Source organism: Bacillus cereus group sp. MYBK216-1 (assembly GCF_051916495.1).
Lineage (GTDB): Bacteria > Bacillota > Bacilli > Bacillales > Bacillaceae_G > Bacillus_A > Bacillus_A thuringiensis_K.
In genome coordinates, this window is the sequence record NZ_JBQAGT010000001.1 from 442760 (window position 1) to 464165 (window position 21406).

Sequence of the window (21406 nt, forward strand, 5' to 3'; positions counted from 1 at the left end):
AGAGCATAATATGAACGAAAAAAGCATGCAGTTTTTACAAATCGCAATGAAGCATTTACCGGAAGCAAAGGCAATTTTAGATGATAATGGAATTGCACTTGATATGGAGAAAGCACAGCCGGTGTTAGAGTTGTTAATGAAAGTTATGAATGAAGCTTATGAGCTTGGGAAAGCAGATAAAGAATAAAAAGCATCTTTTTAAGATGGAAGAGAGGCCCGAACCGTGGGTAGAAGCGGTCAGGGCCTTTTTTATTCTCGCCTGGGGGAAAATCAGAGATATGAAGAGTATAAAGGAAAAGTGGTGAGGAGAACTCTTTAGTTTAGAAGGAAAGCAGATAAAGAATAAAAAGCATCTTTTTAAGATGGAGGAGAGGCCCGAACCGTGGGTAGAAGCGGTCAGGGCCTTTTTTATTCTCGCCTGGGGGAAAATCAGAGATATGAAGAGTATAAAGGAAAAGTGGTGAGGAGAACTCTTTAGTTTAGAAGGAAAGCAGATAAAGAATAAAAAGCATCTTTTTAAGATGGAGGAGAGGCCCGAACCGTGGGTAGAAGCGGTCAGGGCCTTTTTTATTCTCGCCTGGGGGAAAATCAGAGATATGAAGAGTATAAAGGAAAAGTAGTGAGGAGAACTCTTTAGTTTAGAAGGAAAGCAGATAAAGAATAAAAAGCATCTTTTTAAGATGGAAGAGAGGCCCGAACCGTGAATAGAAGCGGTTTGAGTCTTTTTATATTTGAGAGGTATGTTTCTGTTTCTTTTAATGAAAAATAACGTGAATAATGCGTTAGCTTTCTGTTTTATGCGAAATATATTCTAGACAAAAATACATTTATGTTTTAAAATTAGTACCAAGTCATAATAATTGATATAAAACGGAGGGCTGCGATGTGAACGTGGGCATTTTAGGGATCGGAAGATATGTGCCAGAAAAAGTAGTCACAAATCACGATTTAGAGAAAATAATGGAAACATCCGATGAATGGATTCGTACGAGAACGGGAATTGCAGAAAGACGCATTGCCGATGATACAATAGATACTTCATATATGGCCGTAGAGGCTTCTAAAAAAGCACTTGAAGATGCAGGAATTAACGGAGAGGATATCGACCTTATTTTAGTAGCAACAGTAACACCAGATCGTGCTTTTCCAGCAGTTGCTTGTGTAATTCAAGAAGCGATTGGAGCGAAACAGGCAGCTGCAATGGATGTAGGTGCAGCATGTGCTGGTTTTATGTACGGAATGATTACAGCGCAGCAATTTATTCAAACGGGAACTTATAAAAATGTATTAGTAGTTGGTAGTGATAAACTATCTAAAATTGTAGACTGGAACGATCGAAATACAGCAGTATTATTTGGAGACGGAGCCGGTGCTATCGTAATGGGAGCTGTTTCAGAAGGTAAAGGTGTTCTATCTTTTGAATTAGGAGCAGACGGAAGTGGCGGCAAGCATCTTTATCAAGACGAGTATGTTATGATGAATGGCAGAGAAGTGTTTAAATTTGCCGTTCGTCAACTTGGTGATTCTTGTCTTCGCGTTTTAGATAAAGCTGGTCTTACGAAAGAAGATGTGGATTTCTTAGTACCGCATCAAGCAAACATTCGTATTATGGAATCTGCAAGAGAGAGGTTAAATTTACCACAAGAAAAAATGAGTATGACAATTGAGAAGTTCGGTAATACATCAGCTTCTTCAATTCCGATTGCAATGGTAGAGGAATTGCAAAACGGACGTATTCAAGACGGTGATTTAATTATACTTGTTGGTTTTGGTGGCGGATTAACATGGGGAGCAGTTGCTCTTCGTTGGGGTAAATAAGGACTGAGAGAAAAAAGGAGTGTATTTTGTATGGAAAAAAAGAGGGTCGTAATTACAGGACTAGGGGCTGTTACACCGGTCGGAACAGATGTTGAAACAGCATGGGAAAACATTAAAAAGGGTGTATCTGGAATCGGACGACTTACAAGAATTGATCCGGAACTATTTCCAGCAAAAGTAGCAGCAGAAATTAACGACTTTGAAGTCGAGAAATATATTGATAAAAAAGAAGCGCGCCGTATGGACCGCTTTACACAATATGCAGTAGCAGCAGCGAAAATGGCAGTTGCAGATGCAAAGCTTGAAATTACAGAAGAAAACGGACCTCGAATTGGTGTATGGATTGGATCAGGTATTGGCGGTATGGAAACATACGAAGAACAATTTAAGATTTTTACTGAGAAAGGCCCACGCCGCGTGAGCCCATTCTTCGTACCGATGATGATTCCGGATATGGCAGCAGGTCAAGTATCAATCGCAACAGGAGCAAAAGGAATTAACACTTGTTCTGTAACGGCTTGTGCATCTGGTGCAAACTCAATTGGTGATGCATTTAAAGCAATTCAGCGTGGTGATGCTGATGCAATGATTACAGGCGGAGCAGAAGCACCGCTAACAAGTATGGCATTCGCAGGATTTAGCTCAGCGAAAGCATTAACATTTAATGAAGACCCAGCAACGGCTTGCCGTCCATTTGATAAAAATCGTAGCGGTTTTGTAATGGGTGAAGGCTCAGGTATTCTAATTCTTGAAGAATTAGAGCACGCATTAGCGCGTGGTGCTCACATTTACGCGGAAATTGCTGGTTATGGTGCAACTGGAGATGCGTTCCATATTACAATGCCTGCTCCTGGTGGTGAAGGCGGAGTGCGTGCAATGCGTCAAGCTTTAGCTGATGCAGGCCTACAGCCAGAAGATATTGATTACATTAATGCGCATGGTACAAGTACGGATGCGAATGAAAAATATGAAACGATGGCAATTAAAGAAACTTTCGGTGAGCACGCGTATAAAGTAGCGATTAGCTCAACGAAATCAATGACAGGCCACTTATTAGGAGCAGCTGGTGCTGTTGAAGCGATTTTCTCTATTAAATCAATTACAGACGGAGTAATTCCGCCAACAATTAACTATGAGACACCAGATCCAGAATGTGACTTAGATTACGTACCGAATAATGCGAGACATCAAGAAGTAAACGCGGTGTTAAGTAATTCATTAGGATTCGGTGGTCATAACGCAGTGTTAGTATTTAAATCGTATAAATAATAGATAAAATAAGGAGTTTTTTCGCAATATATTGCGAAAAAACTCCTTATTTATTTTTACGCCTTTTTCTCCTGTAGCATATACATAAGAAAAGGAGGGATAAAGATGGGGATTGTTGAAACAGCTGAATGGCTACATTTATATTATGGGCGGCCAGAAAAACTTTGTGAGAAATTTACGAAGTATATTCCGTTGCCAAAAGAAAGGTTGTATCGCTTTTTAATTTCAAAAGGGATGTATCGCCCGATTATGCGCGGAGAAAAGGAAATTAAAGAATTAGAGGAAAAGGAAATTTGGAAAGAATTGAGCCTGGAGTATGATAAACTGAAAAACTGGTTAAAAGGTCCAGATGTCCCTGTCTTTATTTTATTATCAGATTCCTATAATCGAACTGTACAAGAAGAGTATAACGGTAGGGCTGGATTATCTATGCGTCATGTTATTTTCTTATTCGTATGTGGGCGGAATTCGGTAGAAGAATTAAAAGTGTTATTGGCGCATGAATATCATCACATATGCAGGTTACATCAAATTGAGATGAAAGAAACAGAATATACATTACTTGATACGATGATTATGGAAGGGCTAGCTGAGCAGGCAGTAACAGAAAGGTATACAGAAAAAAACAATGCACCGTGGACGGCGTATCTTTCAAAAGAAGAAGCTATTTATTATTGGAAAAATGTTGTACATGAAAGAATAAGTATAAAACGAGGAACAAGGGAACATGACATCGTATTAAATGGCTTTCACTCTTATCCGAAGATGCTTGGCTATGCGCTTGGATTTCATATTGTCAAAGATTGTGTAACTTTGGAAGGAGAAGATACACTTTCTTTATTATCTATAGATGCAAAAGAAATATTGAATAAAGCAAGTGCATTTCATATATAAAAAACAGGAGTTCTATTTCCTGTTTTTTTATTATTAATAGAAGAAAAAATAATAATTAGAATATATTTCCTCAAGTGGAATAAAGTTAAGCAAAAATGAACATAATGATTGGTACAAACAGTAGTGAAGTGAGGGGTAGTGAATGTTATATCTACATGATGTATGGGTAAATTGGTTTGAAGGTGAAGAAAATGGGTATAACGTTTGTCATTTTTACGAATGGCGGAAAGATGATACGATTGAGCTATTAGATCAAGTGCCATTATTAAAAGTAGATGCCACATTATATCATTACATCGAGAACGAATTGTTAGAGCTTCCGCAAAAAATGCTGGAAGACGTACATCATAAGGCTTATATTCGTAAAAATCATGAACGTTTGCAGCAAGAGTATTGCTTTGTTGTTACAGATGGAAAAGGAATTATTGCGATTGACACAATTGGTTACAATGTACCAATTCGTAAAAGCAGACTTATACCACGCCAAGAGCAGATGGTATATGAGATGGTAGAAAACGTAAAAGCAGAAAAGTATGAGTTCCAAGTAGAAGAAACAGAAAAAGAACATCACATTTTATCACCATCGCCTTTCATTATGAATGGCTTGACTCGTAAAGAAAGACAGCTAAAACAATTATTATTTATGGCGTTAGATCAATTACATACAACGAAAAATACAGCAGAGATTCGCTATTGGTACACAGAGTGGGATCCATCAGCATATGGAACGGTTCAACATATGGAGTTCGAGGATATTTGGGCTAGACTGTATGATGAAGCGAAAGCTGGCTGGTCTGAGAAACATGAACAATTATGTGAGCGTCTTGTAAAAGGACAGCCATTTTTTGAAAAGTTATGGGAAATGGAAAATGAGCAAAAGGTAAATTAAAAAAACCGCCGATTGGCGGTTTTTTTAATTTGTTGTAATCTAGCTCCGGCTCCTAGCCCTTCGCGTCTAAGAACCTTCCCCACGAGAAGGTAAAAAGCACCTTCTGTGGGAAAGAGCCTTAGCCGTCAGGGCTAAGCAGTCGCCTCCGCTTTTTATAGAAATCCAGCTCCAGCGGCAAGAATGTTCGGTGGCTTCGCGCCTTCCTGCGAGGCAAAAAGCGCCTCTACGTCAGGAGCTCCATCCCCCTCACATTCTGAACGAGCCGCTTCCGCTTTATATGAAATCCAGCTCCAGCGGCAAGAATGTTCGGTGGCTTCGCGCCTTCCTGCGAGGCAAAAAGCGCCTCTATGTCAGGAGCTCCATCCCCCTCACATTCTAAGCGAGCCGCTTCCGCTTTATATGAAATCCAGCTCTGGCAGCAAGCTCTTCGTGTCTAAGAACCTTCCGCATAAGAAGACAAAAAGCGTCTTCTATGCGAAAGAACCTTAGCCAGTCAGAGCTGAACGAGCTGCCTCCGCTTTATATGTTACCTACGTTTTCTGCTTAGTCCCATTGCGTTTTCTACTTTGCGTAGTTGTTTGAATGCAACGCGGTTTGCTTTTTCTGCACCTTTGTCTAGAATTTCGTCTAGTTCTGGTGAATTGATTAGTTCGTTATATTTGTCTTGGATTGGACGAATTGCTTCTACGACTACTTGCGCTAGGTCGCCTTTGAAGTCGCCGTATCCTTTTCCTTCGTACATTGCTTCAATTTCTTCAACTGTTTTTCCGGAGAATGAAGAGTAGATTGTTAATAAATTAGAGATACCAGGTTTGTTTTCCTTATCAAATTTCACGATACCTTCAGAGTCAGTTACAGCACTCTTAATTTTCTTTTCAATTGTTTTTGGCTCATCAAGCATACTGATCATTGATTTTGGATTTGGATCAGATTTACTCATTTTTTTCGTAGGTTCTGTTAATGACATAACGCGAGCTCCTACTTTTGGAATACGAATTTCAGGCATTGTGAAGATTTCGCGGTAACGTTTGTTGAAACGCTCTGCTAAGTCACGTGTTAATTCGATATGTTGCTTTTGGTCATCACCAACCGGCACGATTTCAGTGTTGTAAAGTAAAATATCAGCAGCCATTAATGGTGGATACGTAAGTAATCCAGCTGGAACTGAATCTCTACCAGAAGCTTTATCTTTATATTGCGTCATACGCTCTAATTCTCCAACGTAAGCAACAGATTGCATAATCCATCCTAGTTGAGCGTGTGCTGGTACTTCTGACTGTACAAATAAAGTAGCTTTTTCAGGATCGATGCCGCATGCCACATAAAGTGCAGCAAGACTGCGGATGTTTTTACGAAGCCCGACGGGATCTTGAGGCACTGTAATCGCATGTTGGTTTACAATACAGAAATAACAGTCGTGTTCATTTTGAAGCTCTGTAAACTGCTTCATTGCTCCTAAATAGTTTCCAAGTGTAATCGTTCCACTTGGCTGAATACCAGAAAAGATAACTGACATAAGTAATTCCTCCTAAAATTGAATGTGTGATGTGGGGAAGAGAAGGCAAACAAAAAAGCCCATTCATCCCAAAAACTATAGGGACGAATGGACCGCGGTACCACCCTAATTATTTCACTACTGTGAAATCTCTCTAATCCATAATAACGTTAGGATATAACGCCAAAGCCTACTACTTTCGGTTCGGTTTGGTGCTCAAAAGCCCATTCCATACTGTACAATTACTTGTTCACACCAACCACAAGCTCTCTGAAATTGCCTCAATATGTACTCTTCTTTATCATCGCATACATATAAATTTATTTATTGTTACTTGAGCTCTTTTAATATGAAAGAACTAAAGTTTTATAACAAAATGTTTTGCTGATTATTATATCATATGGGATAGTGTTTGCAAACTACATCAAAATAGTAAAGCTAATGAGGGTCGAGAACAACCCAAGAACGATACCTGTAATACAAATCGGATATGTCCATTTGAATGAATATGTTTTATAAATACGTTCTTTCTTATCTGTAGGTTCCTCGACTTCTTCAATTAAAGAGTCAATCTTTTTGTTCGTACCAAATACTCTTTGGAAAGCATATAGAGTTACATTGAAAAACCCATTTTGAAATATGAATAAAAAACCACCTATCAGAATAAAAAATAGCGCGATATAAAACGAGATGTTGACAAAGTTCAACAAAAATTGAGATGAAATGAGGAATGCAGCAATACTAGAAGCAATCATCGCTATAAAAATTAGTATACAAGTATGAAAAAAAACTTTATTCAAAATATTCCCCTCCGTCAAAATATTACTAGAATTATTATACTATAAAAGCTATAATATGTACTAGGATTAATTTTTTGAAAATTATACGCAATTAAAGGTCTGATTTTAAGATGATGGTAGCAATGTTAATGTATCCCTTTACGAAAAATTAAAAATATAAATATTTTATTAAAAATTTTAACAAAAAAACAAAAAACTATATTCACAATCGTCTTATTATATGTATAATGAAAATTGTAGAAACTTGGAGATTATTCTTTCAATTCTACTTTTTAACAAGTGAGGGTACAGGAAGTGCAATTAGGGGAGGCAACACAACATGAAGAAAAAGATACCGTTATTACTTGCATCAACTTTAACTGCAAGTATGTTGCTTAGCGCGTGTAGCTACCAAAAAGATGACGCAAAAGCAAAAGGGAAAGAGAACGCTACGAGTAGTAGTAACGGAAAACAGATTCTTAATTTAACAGAGTTATCTGAAATTCCGTCAATGGATGCATCATTAGCATCTGATTCTTCATCTTCTACAGCATTAAATAATACGATGGAAGGTTTATATCGTATTGGCAAAGATCAAAAGAGAATGCCTGGAGTTGCAGAAGATGTCGAAAAGCTAGATGATGGGAAGAAATACATATTTAAATTAAGAAGAGATGCGAAATGGTCGAATGGGGAACCTGTAACAGCTAAAGACTTTGTGTATTCATGGAAAAGAGCAGTAAATCCAGATACAAAAGCAACGTATTCGTACATTATGTTCGATATTAAAAATGCAGAGAAAATTCATAAAAAAGAATTACCTGCTGACCAATTAGGTGTAAAAGCTATTGATGATTATACATTAGAAGTAGAATTAGACAATCCCGTTCCTTACTTTATCGATTTAACAGTTTATCCAGTATTTTACCCACTAAATGAAAACTTTGTAAAAGTACAAGGTGATAAATTTGGTTTAGAGGCAAATACAACATTATATAACGGTCCATTCGTTATGAGTGATTGGAAACATGAACAAAGTTTCCAATTCAAGAAGAATCCTTCATATTGGGATAATAAAACGGTTAAAATCGAAGAAATCAACTTTAATATTGTAAAAAATACAGCAACTGATGTAAATTTATATGAGACAAACGCGATTGATCGAGCGGCTTTAACGTCTGAATTTGTTGATAAGTTTAGAAAAAGCCCAGAGTTCCAAACAAGAAAAGAGGCAGGGGTTGCTTACTTAAGATTTAATCAAAGTAATCAGTACTTAAGTAATAAAAACTTAAGAAAAGCAATTTCAATGTCCTTTGACCGTGATAACATTGCAAAAGTTATTTTAAATAACGGCGCAATTGGAGCTTACGGATTTGTTGGAAAAGATTTCGCTGAAGGTCCAAATAAAAAAGATTTCCGAGCTGAAAATGGAAAGCTAGTTGAAACAAATCCAAAAGAAGCAAAAAAGCTTTGGGAAACAGCGAAGAAAGAGCTTGGAACTGATAAAATCGAACTAGAATTCTTAAACTTTGATAATGAAGATGCTAAAAAAGTTGGGGAATTCTTAAAAGGTGAGATGGAAAAGAACTTACCAGGTTTATCAATTAAAATTAAACAGCAACCATTCGCACAAAAAAATAAATTAGAAGATTCTCAGCAATATGATATTGCGTTTGGTATTTGGGGACCAGATTTCCCAGATCCAATCTCATATTTAGATATGTTTGTTACGAATGGTTCTCAAAATAAAACAGGGTATTCTAATCAGAAATATGATGAGTTAATCCAAAAAGCTAAAACAGATACAAAAGATTTACAAGCTCGCTGGGACAACCTTCTAGAAGTAGAGAAGATGTTAATTAAAGAGGATGCAGTTATCACTCCAATCTTCCAAAAAGGTTCAGCGTATGTAGTAAAAGGTGCCGTAAAAGATATTATCCCAATTAACTATGGTGGTAAATTAACTTACAAATGGGCATCTGTTGAACAAAAATAATCTTTTTTTCCATCGTTTACAAGGGTATATGCCTATGATGGGCATATGCTCTTATTTTAAAAAAATAAAAGTAAGAATATTTTAAACTATCTTATTGCTTTTGAGAAAAACGGGGAGGTGCTTGACTATGGGACGTTATGTATTAAAACGTTTCGTGTACATGGCTTTGACATTATTTTTAATTACTACAATGACTTTCTTTTTGATGAAATTACTTCCGGGTTCTCCGCTTAAAAACCAGGAGAAGCTATCACCGGCACAAAAAGAAATCATTCTTGAAAAATACGGATTGAATGATCCGGTACCAGTTCAATATGCACGTTACTTAGGTAACTTAGCAAAAGGTGATTTAGGGGTATCATTCCAATATGATAACCGCCCAGTAACAGACATGATTGTGGATCGTATTGGACCATCAGCCCAATTAGGTTTACAAGCGATTATATTAGGAACATTTATCGGTTTAATTTTAGGTATTGTTGCCGCACTTCGTAATAATACGTGGGTAGATTATAGTGCAACAGTTATTTCGGTACTCGGAATGTCGGTACCATCATTCGTATTCGCCGCATTACTGCAATATTTCGTAGGGGTAAAACTTGGCTGGTTCCCAGTAGCATTCTGGAAAGGGCCAGAGTTTACTGTAATGCCTACAATTGCATTATCGATGGGAGTTATCGCAACAATCGCACGTTTCTCTCGTGCAGAATTAATTGAAGTTATGCAAGCCGATTACATTTTAACAGCGAAAGCGAAAGGAATTAGCCAAGGCGTTATCATTGTCAAACATGCACTTCGTAACGCGTTAATTCCAGTTGTAACAATTTTAGGACCAATGGTTGCGGCATTAATTACAGGAACACTTGTTATCGAGCAAATTTATGCTGTACCAGGACTTGGGGAACAATTCGTTAAATCGATTACTTTAAATGACTATACAGTTATTATGGGAACTACGATTTTCTATAGTGCGATCTTCATTTTAGTTATTTTCATTGTCGATATTTTATACGGAATTATTGATCCTCGTATTCGTTTAGCGGGAGGGAAAAAATGATGAAAGATGTACAAAAATTATCTCCAGATTTATTTCAACAAGCCAATCAAAATAATGTTGATAATGAAGTCATTGCCCGTCCAAGCTTAACGTTTTGGCAAGATGTAAGAAGACGTTTATTCCAACATAAAGGTGCGATGCTTGGCCTTGTATTGTTAGTTATCATTGCGCTATTAGCGATTTTTGGACCGATGGTAAGTAAACACTCGTATAAAGAGCAAGATTTAGGTCGTGCGAAATTACCACCAAAAATTCCAGTTATTGAAAATGTTCATTGGTTACCATTTGACGGTACAGATCAATATGGTGTTGACCAATATGAAAAACGTGATATTAAAGAGTACTTCTGGTTTGGTACAGATGACCTTGGCCGTGACTTATGGACAAGAACATGGGAAGGTACACGCGTATCATTATATATCGCTCTTTTAGCGGCAGCAATTGACTTAGTAATTGGGGTTGCATACGGAGGTATTTCAGCATTCTACGGCGGTAGAGTAGATAACATTATGCAACGTATTATGGAGATTATTAACGGTATTCCATACTTAATCATCGTTATTTTAATGGTAATCATTATGGGATCTGGTATTTGGTCAATTACACTCGCGATGGCGATTACAGGTTGGATAGGGATGTCGCGAATTGTTCGTGGACAAATCTTAAAGTTAAAAAACCAAGAATATGTATTAGCATCTCGTACATTAGGTGCAACAAATACACAATTAATTGTGAAACATTTAATTCCAAATGTAATGGGACCTATTATCGTAATGACAATGTTTACAATTCCATCAGCGGTGTTTGGTGAAGCGTTCTTAAGTTTCATCGGTTTAGGGATTCAGCCACCATTTGCGTCACTAGGTTCTCTTGTAAATGATGGTTATAAATCTATTCAAACGTATCCGCATATGATGTTCATCCCTGCGGTTGTCATCAGTATATTAATTTTAGCGTTTAACTTAATGGCAGACGGATTACGCGACGCGTTAGATCCAAAAATGCGTAAGTAAAAGAGGGGAGAGGCAAAGATGAAAACATTGTTAGAGGTAAAAGATTTACAAGTCTCCTTTGATACACATGCAGGTGAAGTACAAGCTGTACGCGGCGTTACTTTTGATTTGAAAAAAGGAGAAACATTGGCGATTGTAGGAGAATCTGGTTCGGGGAAATCAGTTACTTCTAAAGCGTTAATGGGATTAATTCCGAATCCTCCTGGACGCATTAAAAATGGTGAAATCGTATTTGAAGGTCGTGACTTAACAAAATTAACAGAAAAAGAAATGCAGCAAGTACGCGGTAAAGATATTGCGATGATTTTCCAAGATCCAATGACATCATTAAATCCAACGATGACAATTGGAAATCAAATTATGGAAGGTCTAATTAAACACCAAGGGATGAGTAAAGCAGATGCACGTAAAGTTGCTTTAGAATTAATTGACCTTGTAGGTATTCCAAATCCAGAAGCTCGTTTAAAACAATATCCTCACCAATTCTCAGGTGGTATGAGACAGCGTGTAGTTATTGCGATGGCGTTAGCTTGTAACCCGAAATTATTAATTGCCGATGAGCCGACAACAGCGCTAGACGTTACGATTCAGGCGCAAATTTTAGAACTTATGAAAGACATTCAGCAAAAAACAGAAGCAGCAATCATTTTTATTACGCATGACTTAGGTGTAGTAGCAAACGTTGCGGACCGAGTGGCAGTTATGTACGCTGGTAAAGTTGTTGAAATTGGAACTGTAGATGAAATTTTCTACAATCCGAAACATCCATATACTTGGGGTTTAATCGCATCTATGCCAAGTTTAGATGGTTCAGAAGAAGAGTTATATGCAATCCCTGGAACGCCTCCAGATTTATTGAAGCCGCCGAAGGGAGATGCTTTTGCACCACGTAACCCACAGGCACTGAAAATTGACTTTGAAATGGACCCACCTTTATTTAAAGTAAGTGATACACACTATGCGGCAACTTGGTTACTTCACGAGCAAGCTCCAGAAGTAAAACCGCCGGCAGTCGTTGAAAGACGCATTCTTCAAATGAAAGCAGGTGAACAACATGACTAAACAACGTGAGAAATTAATTGAAGTAAAAAATGTAAAGCAGCACTTCGACGTGAGTGGTGGTGTTGTCAAAGCGGTTAATGATATTTCATTTGATATTTACCGCGGAGAAACATTTGGTCTTGTAGGAGAATCGGGTTGTGGTAAATCGACAACTGGAAGAACAATTATTCGTTTATATGATGCAACTGCTGGTGAAGTATTGTTCGATGGTGAAAATGTACATGGTAAGAAATCACGCGCAGAACTGAAGAAATTCAACCGTAAAATGCAAATGATTTTCCAAGATCCATACGCATCATTAAATCCTCGTATGACAGTAGGGGATATTATCGCAGAAGGTATTGATATTCACGGATTAGCGAAAAGTAAAAAAGAGCGCATGGACCGTGTTCATGAACTATTAAACACAGTTGGTTTAAATAAAGAGCACGCAAACCGTTTCCCACACGAATTCTCAGGTGGACAACGTCAGCGTATCGGTATTGCTCGAGCGCTTGCTGTAGACCCAGAATTTATCATTGCCGATGAGCCGATCTCAGCACTGGACGTATCGATTCAGGCGCAAGTTGTAAACTTACTGAAAAAGCTACAAAAAGAAAAAGGTTTAACATACTTATTCATCGCCCATGATTTATCAATGGTAAAATACATTAGTGACCGTATTGGTGTAATGTATCGTGGCCAAATCGTTGAGTTAACAACAAGTGATGAATTATATGCGAATCCAATTCATCCATATACGAAATCACTATTATCAGCGATTCCACTTCCAGATCCAGATTATGAGCGCAATCGTAAACGTATCGTATATGATCCATCGCAGCATGATTACGGTAGCGAAGTGCCAACAATGCGTGAAATTCGCCCAGGACATTTCGTACTATGTTCTGAAGCGGAGTATAAGAAATATAAAGAGATTTATCAATAAGAAAAAGAGCCATTCTTCTGTTATGGAAGGATGGCTCTTTTTCTACTATATAAAAGAATTGTATACATTTGTCGGTCAGTTGATATATTTAAAGAATCGCTAGGATAAATCTCATGTACCATTAGTGATATCCATATGCAAAATTACTGAACTTGAACAGAAATATTCTCTTCTTGCTCCTCGGGTTTAACAAGTGCATAACGTTCCCACGCTCTACTTTTCCAGCGGAAGAACATAATTATGGCACGTGTCCATTCGTCGATGGCGATCGCTAGCCAAATACCAACGAGCCCCATATCTAAATGAAAGGCGAAAAAGTAACCTAGTGGTAAACTCATTAACACCATAGAAAATGCACCGATTAAAACAGGATATTTTGCATCACCAGCTGCACGAAGCGAATTAATGATGACGATGTTCATCGTGCGTCCCGTTTCAAGTAGTACACTTAGTAAAAGAACACTTGCGCCTAACCCGATAATGTGCGGATTATCTGTAAACAGTCCCATTAATTGTGTACGGAATGTAATAACGAGAGCGACCATACATAAAGTTACACCAATTGCCCATTTTACACTTTTCCACAAGCGTTCGTATGCTTCATCCTTTTCGCCACCACCAACGAGGCGGCCGATAATAATGGCTGTTCCCATACCAATTGCAATTGCAAATAAATAAGTGAACATGGAAATGTTAGTAGCGTATTGTCTAGCAGCTAATGATTCCGTTCCTAAGTACGTTGCGTAATAAAGAAAGACGATTTGACAAGCTTGATACATCACTTGTTCAAATGCAGATGGAATGCCAATTTTTAAAATTTTCCCAATGTATTCTTTGGATAAAGTGAAGTAATATTGTAATTTTACACGATATTCCATAACGCGGTATAGTAACCAGAAGAAAACAATAAGTGCGATCAATCGACTGATAGCAGAAGAAATTGCAGCCCCTTGTACACCGAGCTCAGGGAAACCAAATTTCCCGAAAATGAGTACGTAGTTTCCAGCGATATGAATCATATTCATTCCGAGTGAAATAAACATCGCTTGCTTTGTAAAACCGTGTACACGGATAATTGCGGCTAATGAGTTAATAATAGCTTGTAGGAAGATGGCTCCTCCGACGATAGATAAGTAGTTTTGCGCATACGTTAGTACATCGCCTTGTAAGTTCATTGCGAGCATCATATGTTTCGAAAATAAAAGAAAACCAGCACTTATAACGAGCCCAACTATTAAATTTAATGTGACGGCTAATGCTGATATTTTAGATGCTTCCATAAAGCGTTTGGAACCGAGGTATTGAGATACAACGATAGCAGCGCCGTTCCCGATGACTTCTAATACCAAAATCGCAATATGAAGATATTGATTCGCTGCACCAACCCCAGATACAGCATCGTCTGATAATGCACTTAACATGAAAGTATCAGCGATCCCCATTAACATAAAAAGAAAAACTTCTAGAAAAATAGGCCATGTTAATAAGAATAAACTTAATTTCTCTGTCGGTCCATTTTTTGCCTGAATTGCTGTCATGTCCGTCCCCTCTTTACCGATATCTATTTTTAGCAAAATGTATCGTAACATACTTTCTTAACCTTTGCACTCATTTTAGCCTACATATTTTTAATATGAAGGGTCTGCTATTTTATGTTAAAAAGGGTGGGATAATTATGCATAAAGTATTATAAAATATAAAATTTATTTTTCTCTGATAATTTAGAAAAATATAAAAATAATTATTTTCAGTACTTTAGTAAGGATTATCGGTAATATAAAACGTTTACAAAGATATATTTTAAAACGGAAAATTTTAATAAAATAGAAATATAAATATACAAAAAATATATTTGTGTGTATAATATGAATTATTAGAACATATATATATTTCTTTCTGTTTGAAAATGAAAGGGTTAACATTTTTTTGGGAGGGTGGAAGTATGAAAAAAAAGATACCAGTTTTTGTAGCATCAACAGTAGCGATGAGCATGATGTTAGGGGCATGTAGCTATCAAAAAGATGAACCGCAAGCGAACGCAAAAGGGGATAGCGGGAAAAGCGGCGCAAAGCAAGTTATTAACTTAATTGAAACGCAAGAAATACCAACGATGGATCCAGCATTATCAGCTGATGCAGTTTCTTCAAGAGTAATGACTAATACGATGGAAGGCTTATACAGTTTAGGAAAAGATGATAAGCTAGTTCCTGGTGTAGCGAAGGAATTCAAAAAATCAGAAGATGGTAAAAAATATACATTTAAATTACGTGAAGACGCAAAATGGTCAAATGGTGAGCCTGTGACGGCAAAAGATTTCGTATACGCATGGCAAAGAGCGATTAACCCAGATACAGCTGCGAAATCAGCGTACATTATGTATGATATAAAAAATGCAGAGAAAATTAATAAAAAAGAGATGAGTCCGGATCAATTAGGGGTAAAGGCGATTGATGATTATACATTAGAAGTGGAATTAGATAATACCATTCCATACCTTGTAGATTTAATGGTATATCCAATCTTCTATCCTGTGAATGAAAAGTTTGTGAAAGACCAAGGTACGAAGTTTGGTTTGGAAGCGAATACAACGCTTTATAACGGACCATTTACATTAAGTGATTGGCAACATGAACGTAGCTTTAAAATGACAAAGAGCGCGTCATATTGGGACAATAAAGAAGTGAAGATTGAGGAAGTAAACTTTAATATTGTAAAAGATACATCTACGCCAATTAACTTATATGAAACAAATGCAATTGATCGAGCGTCGTTATTAGCGGAGTTTATTGATAAATATAAAGGAAAACCAGATTTCCAAACAGTAGAAGATACATCTGTGTTCTTCCTTCGTTTAAATCAAAAAGATCCAGCTTTAGCAAATAAAAATATTCGTAAAGCAATTTCACTTGCTTTTGACCGTAAGCCATTCGTGGATACATTATTAAATAACGGTTCTAAGCCAGCGACAGGATTAATTCCTGATAACTTTATTAAAGGACCAGATAAAAAAGATTTCCGTGCTGTAAACGGGGATATTGTAAAACCAAACGCGAAAGAAGCGAAAAAATATTGGGAAGCTGGTAAAAAAGAACTTGGTAAAAATGAAATCGAATTAGAATTATTAAATGAAGATGTAGAGTTATCAAAGAAAACTGGTGAATATTTAAAAGGTGAATTAGAAAAGAATTTACCAGGTTTAACAGTAAAGATTAAACAACAACCATTCGCACAAAAACTAAAATTAGAAGATGCGGGCGATTATGTCATGTCATTCTCTGGATGGAGTGCGGACTTCCCAGATCCAATTACATATCTTGATATGTTTGTAACAGATGGGTCACAAAATAAGATGAAGTACTCTAATCCAAAATACGATGAAATCATTATGAAGGCGAAAAAAGATGGAAGCGATGTAAATGCTCGTTGGAAAAACTTATTAGAAGCAGAAAAAATGTTACTTGATGACGCTGCAATCGTTCCAGTATATCAACGTGGTAGAGCATACTTACAAAGAGAAACAATTAAAGATATGTACAACCATAAATATGGCGGAGATTTAAGCTTTAAGTGGGCGTCCGTAGGAAAATAAAAAAAGCAGGCTAACCACCTGCTTTTTTTAATACGTTCGTTTCTTATAAATGCCTTTTCCGCCAACTTCGTTCCAGCCGGATTGTACATCCAAACTTTTGTTAACAAACTTCATTTTTTCTTTTCCACCAAAGAGCTTTTCGCCAATGCTATTTGTAATGACACCAATCAATGCTGTTATTCCGATGATGAGGGCAGCAACCGTAATAAAATCAATAAAAAAAGCAATCATTTGCAAACTCCCCCTTTGCCTGTCTGTATGTTTATTGTATGAGATAAAAAATAAAAAAGAAAGAAATGTCAGAAAAAATTTCGGTTTACTTTAGAAATCTTGTAGACAGGAGGGGGAATGTTTGTTAAAATGAGAACAAACGTTCCTTTTCGTTCTCATTTGTATAGTCTTACATTTCTTAATTGATTTATCACGAAAAAGTAAGAAAACGTTCTCTTTTTCATAGGAAAGATTATAGATAAATAACTATATATTATATGAAAAATCTATGGGAAGTGAGTAGTAAAAGGGTTGAAAGTTATTGTTCAAGTACAGCTGAAGTGAGCGTAATCATGTTACATAGCAGTGGAATACACGGAAGAGTTTTCTCAACTAGCAGGAAATTTACTGTATATTTCTTGCAAAATCTATTGTATAATGATTATAGAAGTTACTTATTAAAAGTAATTGTTGTTTATTATAAGTTGTTGCTTACATGAAATGCGATTTTTGTACTTTTTAATAAGACAAGTTATCGCGAAAAATTGCTGAAGTTAGAAATTAAAACTGTATTTAGTACAGAATTTGTACTCTTTAAGGAGAGTGAGCTTTGTATGGTAACATTATATAGTTCTCCAAGCTGTACGTCTTGTAGAAAGGCGAAATTATGGCTAGAGGAAAATCATATTCCTTATACAGAACGTAATATTTTCTCAGATCCATTAACGATTGAGGAAATTAAAGAGATTTTACGTATGACAGAAAGCGGAACGGATGAGATTATTTCTACTCGTTCGAAAGTTTTCCAAGAATTGAATGTAAACTTAGAGTCTTTACCACTTCAAGATTTATATAAGATGATTCGTGACTATCCAGGGATTTTACGTCGTCCAATTATGATTGACGAGAAACGCCTTCAAGTTGGTTACAACGAAGACGAAATTCGCCGTTTCTTACCACGTACAGTAAGAACGTTCCAATTACGTGAAGCACAACGTCTTGTAAATTAATTATAATAATATGAAAACCTTCTACCTATTATATAGTAGAAGGTTTTTTTTAATGTTTCACATTGCGTAATCGAACTTGTTGTACGATAAAGCCGATGCATAAAATAGTGAAAATGAACAAATAGGGAATGCTTGCAGTGAAACTTGGGTTGTTATGAAAAAAGGTTGCAAGTCTGTCTTCATGTGTAACCATTTTTCCTGCAGTATAGGAAAGAATCGCTGCACCACAATAAATGAGGAATGGAAATCGTTCCATAAGTATTAAAATAAGTTTGCTACCCCAAATAATAATCGGGATAGAAATGAGTAAGCCGATTATGACGAGTAAAAATCTCCCGTGAGCTGCACCTGCAATGGCAATAACATTATCAAACCCCATAACAAGGTCCGCGAATACAATTGTACGCACCGCTTGAAATAAAGTTGTTTTTCCTTGAATAGAAGAAAGATCGTTGCTATTATCAGTTAATAAATTTACTGCGATTAATGTAAGTAAAACGCCCCCGATAAGTTGCAGAAATGGAATGTCGAGTAAATAGACAGCTAGTATAGTAAGGACAATTCTTAGTACGATTGCTAAAAGAGTACCGATCAAAATGGCTTTATTTCGTTTCGATTCAGGTAAGTTTCGGCTAGCTAGTGCGATGACGATTGCATTGTCACCACCTAATACAACATCGATACCGACAATCATTAGTACTGATGTTAAAAACTCTAAGTCCATTCGTCTGCCTCCATTTATGATGTTTTAATAAGCGAACTATATGTATGTGATGAAGAAAGTTGTTGTTAAGTAATCTCTTCCAATAGAAGTTTCACTTTATTACAGTGTACGGGGGAATGTGGAAATGTATGTCCAAATTTTTTGTAAGTAAGAAATCGCTATAATAATATATTTATGTAGTTGATCGAGTAAAGATAGGCATATAACTATTTTTGTAAAATAAATCGATTTTATTTCCATTCTGGAGAATCTTATCATAAAATGAGAGTACAAGAATCTATTGATTTGTCATATGAGTGGGGAATCCCTTCATAACAATTCTAAGCAGGAAGGGAGAGTTGTATTTTGGATATTGAAAGAATTAATGATCATACGATGAAATTTTTTATTACGTACATTGATATAGAGGATAGAGGATTTAATCGTGAAGAAATTTGGTATGATCGCGAACGAAGTGAAGAGCTCTTTTGGGAGATGATGGACGAAGCTCGTGATCATGACGATTTCTTTATTGATGGACCGTTATGGATTCAAGTGCAAGCAGTCGATAAAGGGATTGAAGTACTTGTCACGAAAGCAGAGCTTTCAAAGGACGGGCAAAAGCTGGAACTACCGATAGGGGTAGACAAAATTATAGATATTCCTCTAGATGAAGGCATCGAATCATTATTCCAGCAAGAGTTAGTCGAAGAGGTAGAAGAACAAACAGGAACAACCTTTAATGAAGATGGTACGTTTGGCTTTTTAATTAAATTTAATGATTTTGAAGATGTCATTTCATTAAGTCATCGTCTTATCTTTGAAGATATAAAAGATGAGCTGTATTCATTTGAGAACCGCTATTATGTATATGTGGAATTCGATGAAGTGCTACATGATGAAGAAGAAATTGATCGTATTTTAAGTATTATTTTAGAATATGGAGAAGAATCAACTTTAACAATTCATCGTGTAAGTGAGTATGGAAAACAAATTGTGAAAGAGCATGCGCTTGAAACGATTCGCAATAATTTTCCTGCTAAAACGTAGGCCGATTTCTGTAGTATGAAATCGGCTTTTTATATGAAGAATAGGAAAGCTTTCTTAGTTAGGAGGTAAGAGATGAAAAATACGTTAAAGTTGATTTTCTTTGTTTTTCTATTGTTCGCATTATTTGTTTCACTACGTATGTTTATTGATGTAGCATTTTATTCGGATGTGATTGGGATAAAAGATGTTTCGATTTTAGGTATTATTAGTATTTTATTTACAGTATCTGCGTTTTTAATTGGCTGCGTTATTTTCTTAGAGAACCGTCATCCGTCAAAAACACTTACATGGTTAATTGTGTTAGGTATTTTTCCGGTATTTGGCTTCTTTGCTTATTTATTATTTGGACAAAATTTTCGGAGAAAAAGAATGTTCCAAAAGAAGGCTTTACTTGATGAACAGGCGTTTTTACAATATAAAGGGCATGAAGATTACGAAGAACGGATTTTGCGCAATCATAAGCATCAAGAGCTATTATTTCGTTTAGCGGATCGCTTAGGCGCTTTAAATATTTCATTTCAAACTGAAACGAGAACATTAACAAATGGAGATGAAACGTTTCAGGCCATTTTAGATGGATTAAAACGAGCGAAACATCACATTCATATGGAATATTACATTGTGCGTGATGATAAGCTTGGAACAGAAATTAAAGATATTTTAATACAAAAATCAAAAGAGGGCGTAGTCGTTCGTTTTTTATATGATGCGGTTGGAAGTTTTAAATTATCAAAATCGTATATTGAAGAATTAAACGATGCAGGTGTCGAAATGATTCCGTTCTTCCCTGTGCGCTTTCCGATTTTAAACGATAAGATTAATTATCGAAACCACCGAAAAATCGTTATTATTGATGGAAATGAAGGATTTGTAGGTGGATTAAATATTGGTGATGAATATTTAGGCAAGGATAAGTACTTCGGCTTTTGGCGAGACACACATTTATATTTGCGTGGTGAAGCTGTACAAAGTTTGCAGCTTATTTTCCTTCAAGATTGGTTTTATATGACTGGTGAGGCTGTGCTAGCCCCTGAATATTTACAAGCGAAAGCAGTTGAGGGGGAACATTGGGGAGGCGTGCAGCTCGTTGCAGGTGGACCGGATAATAAGTGGGAAACAATTAAGCATTTATATTTCGCAATGATTGCTTCTGCGCGGAAATCCATTTGGATTGCAACGCCGTATTTCATTCCGGATGATGATATTTTATCCGCATTAAAGGTTGCTGCACTTGCTGGTATCGATGTTCGTTTGTTAATGCCGAGTAAGCCTGATAAGCGTACTGTCTTTTACGCATCGAGATCGTATTTCCCAGAGCTTTTAGATGCAGGGGTAAAGATATATGAGTATGAAAAAGGTTTTCTCCATAGTAAAGTTGTCATTGTCGATTCTGATTTAGCTTCAATTGGGACAGCTAATATGGATATGAGAAGTTTTCATTTAAATTTTGAAGTAAATGCCTTTTTATATGATACAGATAGCATTCGAAAGCTTGTTCAAGATTTTAAAGACGATTTAGAAGAATCCAGTGAAATTCACGTCGATCGTTTTCATAAAAGGCGTCTTCATAGACGAATTGTTGAATCAACGTACCGGTTATTATCGCCTTTATTATAAAAAGAGATGTCCGAAATTGGGACATCT

The 21406-nt window shown here is 36.5% G+C and carries 19 protein-coding genes and 1 other annotated feature; of the genes, 14 read left to right on the plus strand and 5 right to left on the minus strand.

What is annotated here, in order from left to right; genetic code table 11:
* The first annotated feature begins 10 nt into the window (after positions 1 to 10).
* The 5 genes from ACTFRH_RS02390 (at position 11) to ACTFRH_RS02410 (ending at position 4870) form a co-directional block, all read left to right on the plus strand.
* Positions 11 to 187 (plus strand): ComZ family protein, encoded by a 177-nt coding sequence (locus ACTFRH_RS02390; RefSeq protein WP_001986215.1) that lies wholly within the window; start codon positions 11 to 13, stop codon positions 185 to 187.
* Between the two features lie 698 nt (positions 188 to 885).
* Positions 886 to 1818, plus strand: coding sequence for a beta-ketoacyl-ACP synthase III (fabH, locus tag ACTFRH_RS02395; RefSeq protein WP_001100544.1), 933 nt, complete (start codon positions 886 to 888; stop codon positions 1816 to 1818).
* Positions 1819 to 1848: 30 nt separating this feature from the next.
* Entirely contained in the window at positions 1849 to 3087 is a 1239-nt protein-coding gene (gene fabF / locus ACTFRH_RS02400; RefSeq protein WP_000412652.1) for a beta-ketoacyl-ACP synthase II, read from the plus strand.
* A 105-nt stretch (positions 3088 to 3192) separates the two neighbouring features.
* On the plus strand, positions 3193 to 3981 hold the full coding sequence (locus tag ACTFRH_RS02405) for a DUF2268 domain-containing protein (protein WP_000513273.1): 789 nt from the start codon (positions 3193 to 3195) through the stop codon (positions 3979 to 3981).
* Between the two features lie 142 nt (positions 3982 to 4123).
* Entirely contained in the window at positions 4124 to 4870 is a 747-nt protein-coding gene (locus ACTFRH_RS02410) for a YjbA family protein (RefSeq protein WP_000966124.1), read from the plus strand.
* Between the two features lie 526 nt (positions 4871 to 5396).
* Here the strand turns inward: ACTFRH_RS02410 and trpS are convergent.
* On the minus strand, positions 5397 to 6386 hold the full coding sequence (trpS, locus tag ACTFRH_RS02415; RefSeq protein ID WP_000110982.1) for a tryptophan--tRNA ligase: 990 nt from the start codon (positions 6384 to 6386) through the stop codon (positions 5397 to 5399).
* Positions 6387 to 6462: 76 nt separating this feature from the next.
* Positions 6463 to 6679 (minus strand) — a binding site (T-box leader).
* 105 nt (positions 6680 to 6784) lie between these two features.
* The gene (locus ACTFRH_RS02420) at positions 6785 to 7165 is read right to left on the minus strand and encodes a DUF3899 domain-containing protein (protein WP_001044996.1); all 381 of its coding nucleotides are present in this window, start codon (positions 7163 to 7165) and stop codon (positions 6785 to 6787) included.
* A 319-nt stretch (positions 7166 to 7484) separates the two neighbouring features.
* Between ACTFRH_RS02420 and ACTFRH_RS02425 the strand changes: the two genes are divergently transcribed.
* The 5 genes from ACTFRH_RS02425 to ACTFRH_RS02445 all read left to right on the plus strand — a co-directional run bounded on the left by ACTFRH_RS02425 (position 7485) and on the right by ACTFRH_RS02445 (position 13200).
* A complete protein-coding gene (locus ACTFRH_RS02425; protein ID WP_000727221.1) occupies positions 7485 to 9140 on the plus strand; it encodes a peptide ABC transporter substrate-binding protein in 1656 nt (551 codons plus the stop codon).
* Positions 9141 to 9267: 127 nt separating this feature from the next.
* Complete coding sequence (opp3b, locus tag ACTFRH_RS02430; RefSeq protein WP_000534172.1) at positions 9268 to 10197, plus strand: oligopeptide ABC transporter permease; 930 nt, start codon at positions 9268 to 9270, stop codon at positions 10195 to 10197.
* Entirely contained in the window at positions 10194 to 11210 is a 1017-nt protein-coding gene (opp3C, locus tag ACTFRH_RS02435; protein WP_000974106.1) for an oligopeptide ABC transporter permease, read from the plus strand. The genes opp3b and opp3C overlap by 4 nt, the downstream gene beginning before the upstream one ends.
* An 18-nt stretch (positions 11211 to 11228) precedes the next feature.
* Positions 11229 to 12272 carry an ABC transporter ATP-binding protein gene (locus ACTFRH_RS02440; protein ID WP_000854347.1) on the plus strand — a complete coding sequence of 348 codons (1044 nt, stop codon included), beginning with the start codon at positions 11229 to 11231 and terminating at the stop codon, positions 12270 to 12272.
* Positions 12265 to 13200 (plus strand): ABC transporter ATP-binding protein, encoded by a 936-nt coding sequence (locus tag ACTFRH_RS02445; protein ID WP_000166347.1) that lies wholly within the window; start codon positions 12265 to 12267, stop codon positions 13198 to 13200. The genes ACTFRH_RS02440 and ACTFRH_RS02445 overlap by 8 nt, the downstream gene beginning before the upstream one ends.
* Positions 13201 to 13343: 143 nt before the next feature.
* On the opposite strand, the gene ACTFRH_RS02450 is transcribed toward ACTFRH_RS02445, so the two are convergent.
* Positions 13344 to 14789 carry an MATE family efflux transporter gene (locus ACTFRH_RS02450; RefSeq protein ID WP_002163890.1) on the minus strand — a complete coding sequence of 482 codons (1446 nt, stop codon included), beginning with the start codon at positions 14787 to 14789 and terminating at the stop codon, positions 13344 to 13346.
* Between the two features lie 353 nt (positions 14790 to 15142).
* Here ACTFRH_RS02450 and ACTFRH_RS02455 point away from each other — a divergent pair, with 353 nt between their 5' ends.
* A complete protein-coding gene (locus ACTFRH_RS02455) occupies positions 15143 to 16789 on the plus strand; it encodes a peptide ABC transporter substrate-binding protein (protein WP_000727244.1) in 1647 nt (548 codons plus the stop codon).
* Between the two features lie 27 nt (positions 16790 to 16816).
* Here ACTFRH_RS02455 and ACTFRH_RS02460 read toward each other — a convergent pair whose 3' ends face one another.
* The gene (locus ACTFRH_RS02460; protein WP_000559969.1) at positions 16817 to 17020 is read right to left on the minus strand and encodes a hypothetical protein; all 204 of its coding nucleotides are present in this window, start codon (positions 17018 to 17020) and stop codon (positions 16817 to 16819) included.
* 593 nt (positions 17021 to 17613) lie between these two features.
* On the opposite strand from ACTFRH_RS02460, the gene spx reads away from it, so the two are divergent.
* Positions 17614 to 18009, plus strand: a complete 396-nt coding sequence (gene spx / locus ACTFRH_RS02465) for a transcriptional regulator Spx (protein WP_000258267.1) — start codon at positions 17614 to 17616, stop codon at positions 18007 to 18009.
* Between the two features lie 49 nt (positions 18010 to 18058).
* Here the strand turns inward: spx and ACTFRH_RS02470 are convergent, their stop codons facing one another.
* Positions 18059 to 18733 (minus strand): TerC family protein, encoded by a 675-nt coding sequence (locus tag ACTFRH_RS02470; RefSeq protein ID WP_000362616.1) that lies wholly within the window; start codon positions 18731 to 18733, stop codon positions 18059 to 18061.
* Between the two features lie 345 nt (positions 18734 to 19078).
* Here ACTFRH_RS02470 and mecA point away from each other — a divergent pair, with 345 nt between their 5' ends.
* Positions 19079 to 19762 (plus strand): adaptor protein MecA, encoded by a 684-nt coding sequence (gene mecA / locus ACTFRH_RS02475; protein WP_000350719.1) that lies wholly within the window; start codon positions 19079 to 19081, stop codon positions 19760 to 19762.
* Between the two features lie 72 nt (positions 19763 to 19834).
* Entirely contained in the window at positions 19835 to 21379 is a 1545-nt protein-coding gene (locus ACTFRH_RS02480) for a cardiolipin synthase (RefSeq protein ID WP_000799199.1), read from the plus strand.
* The last annotated feature ends 27 nt before the right edge of the window (positions 21380 to 21406 follow it).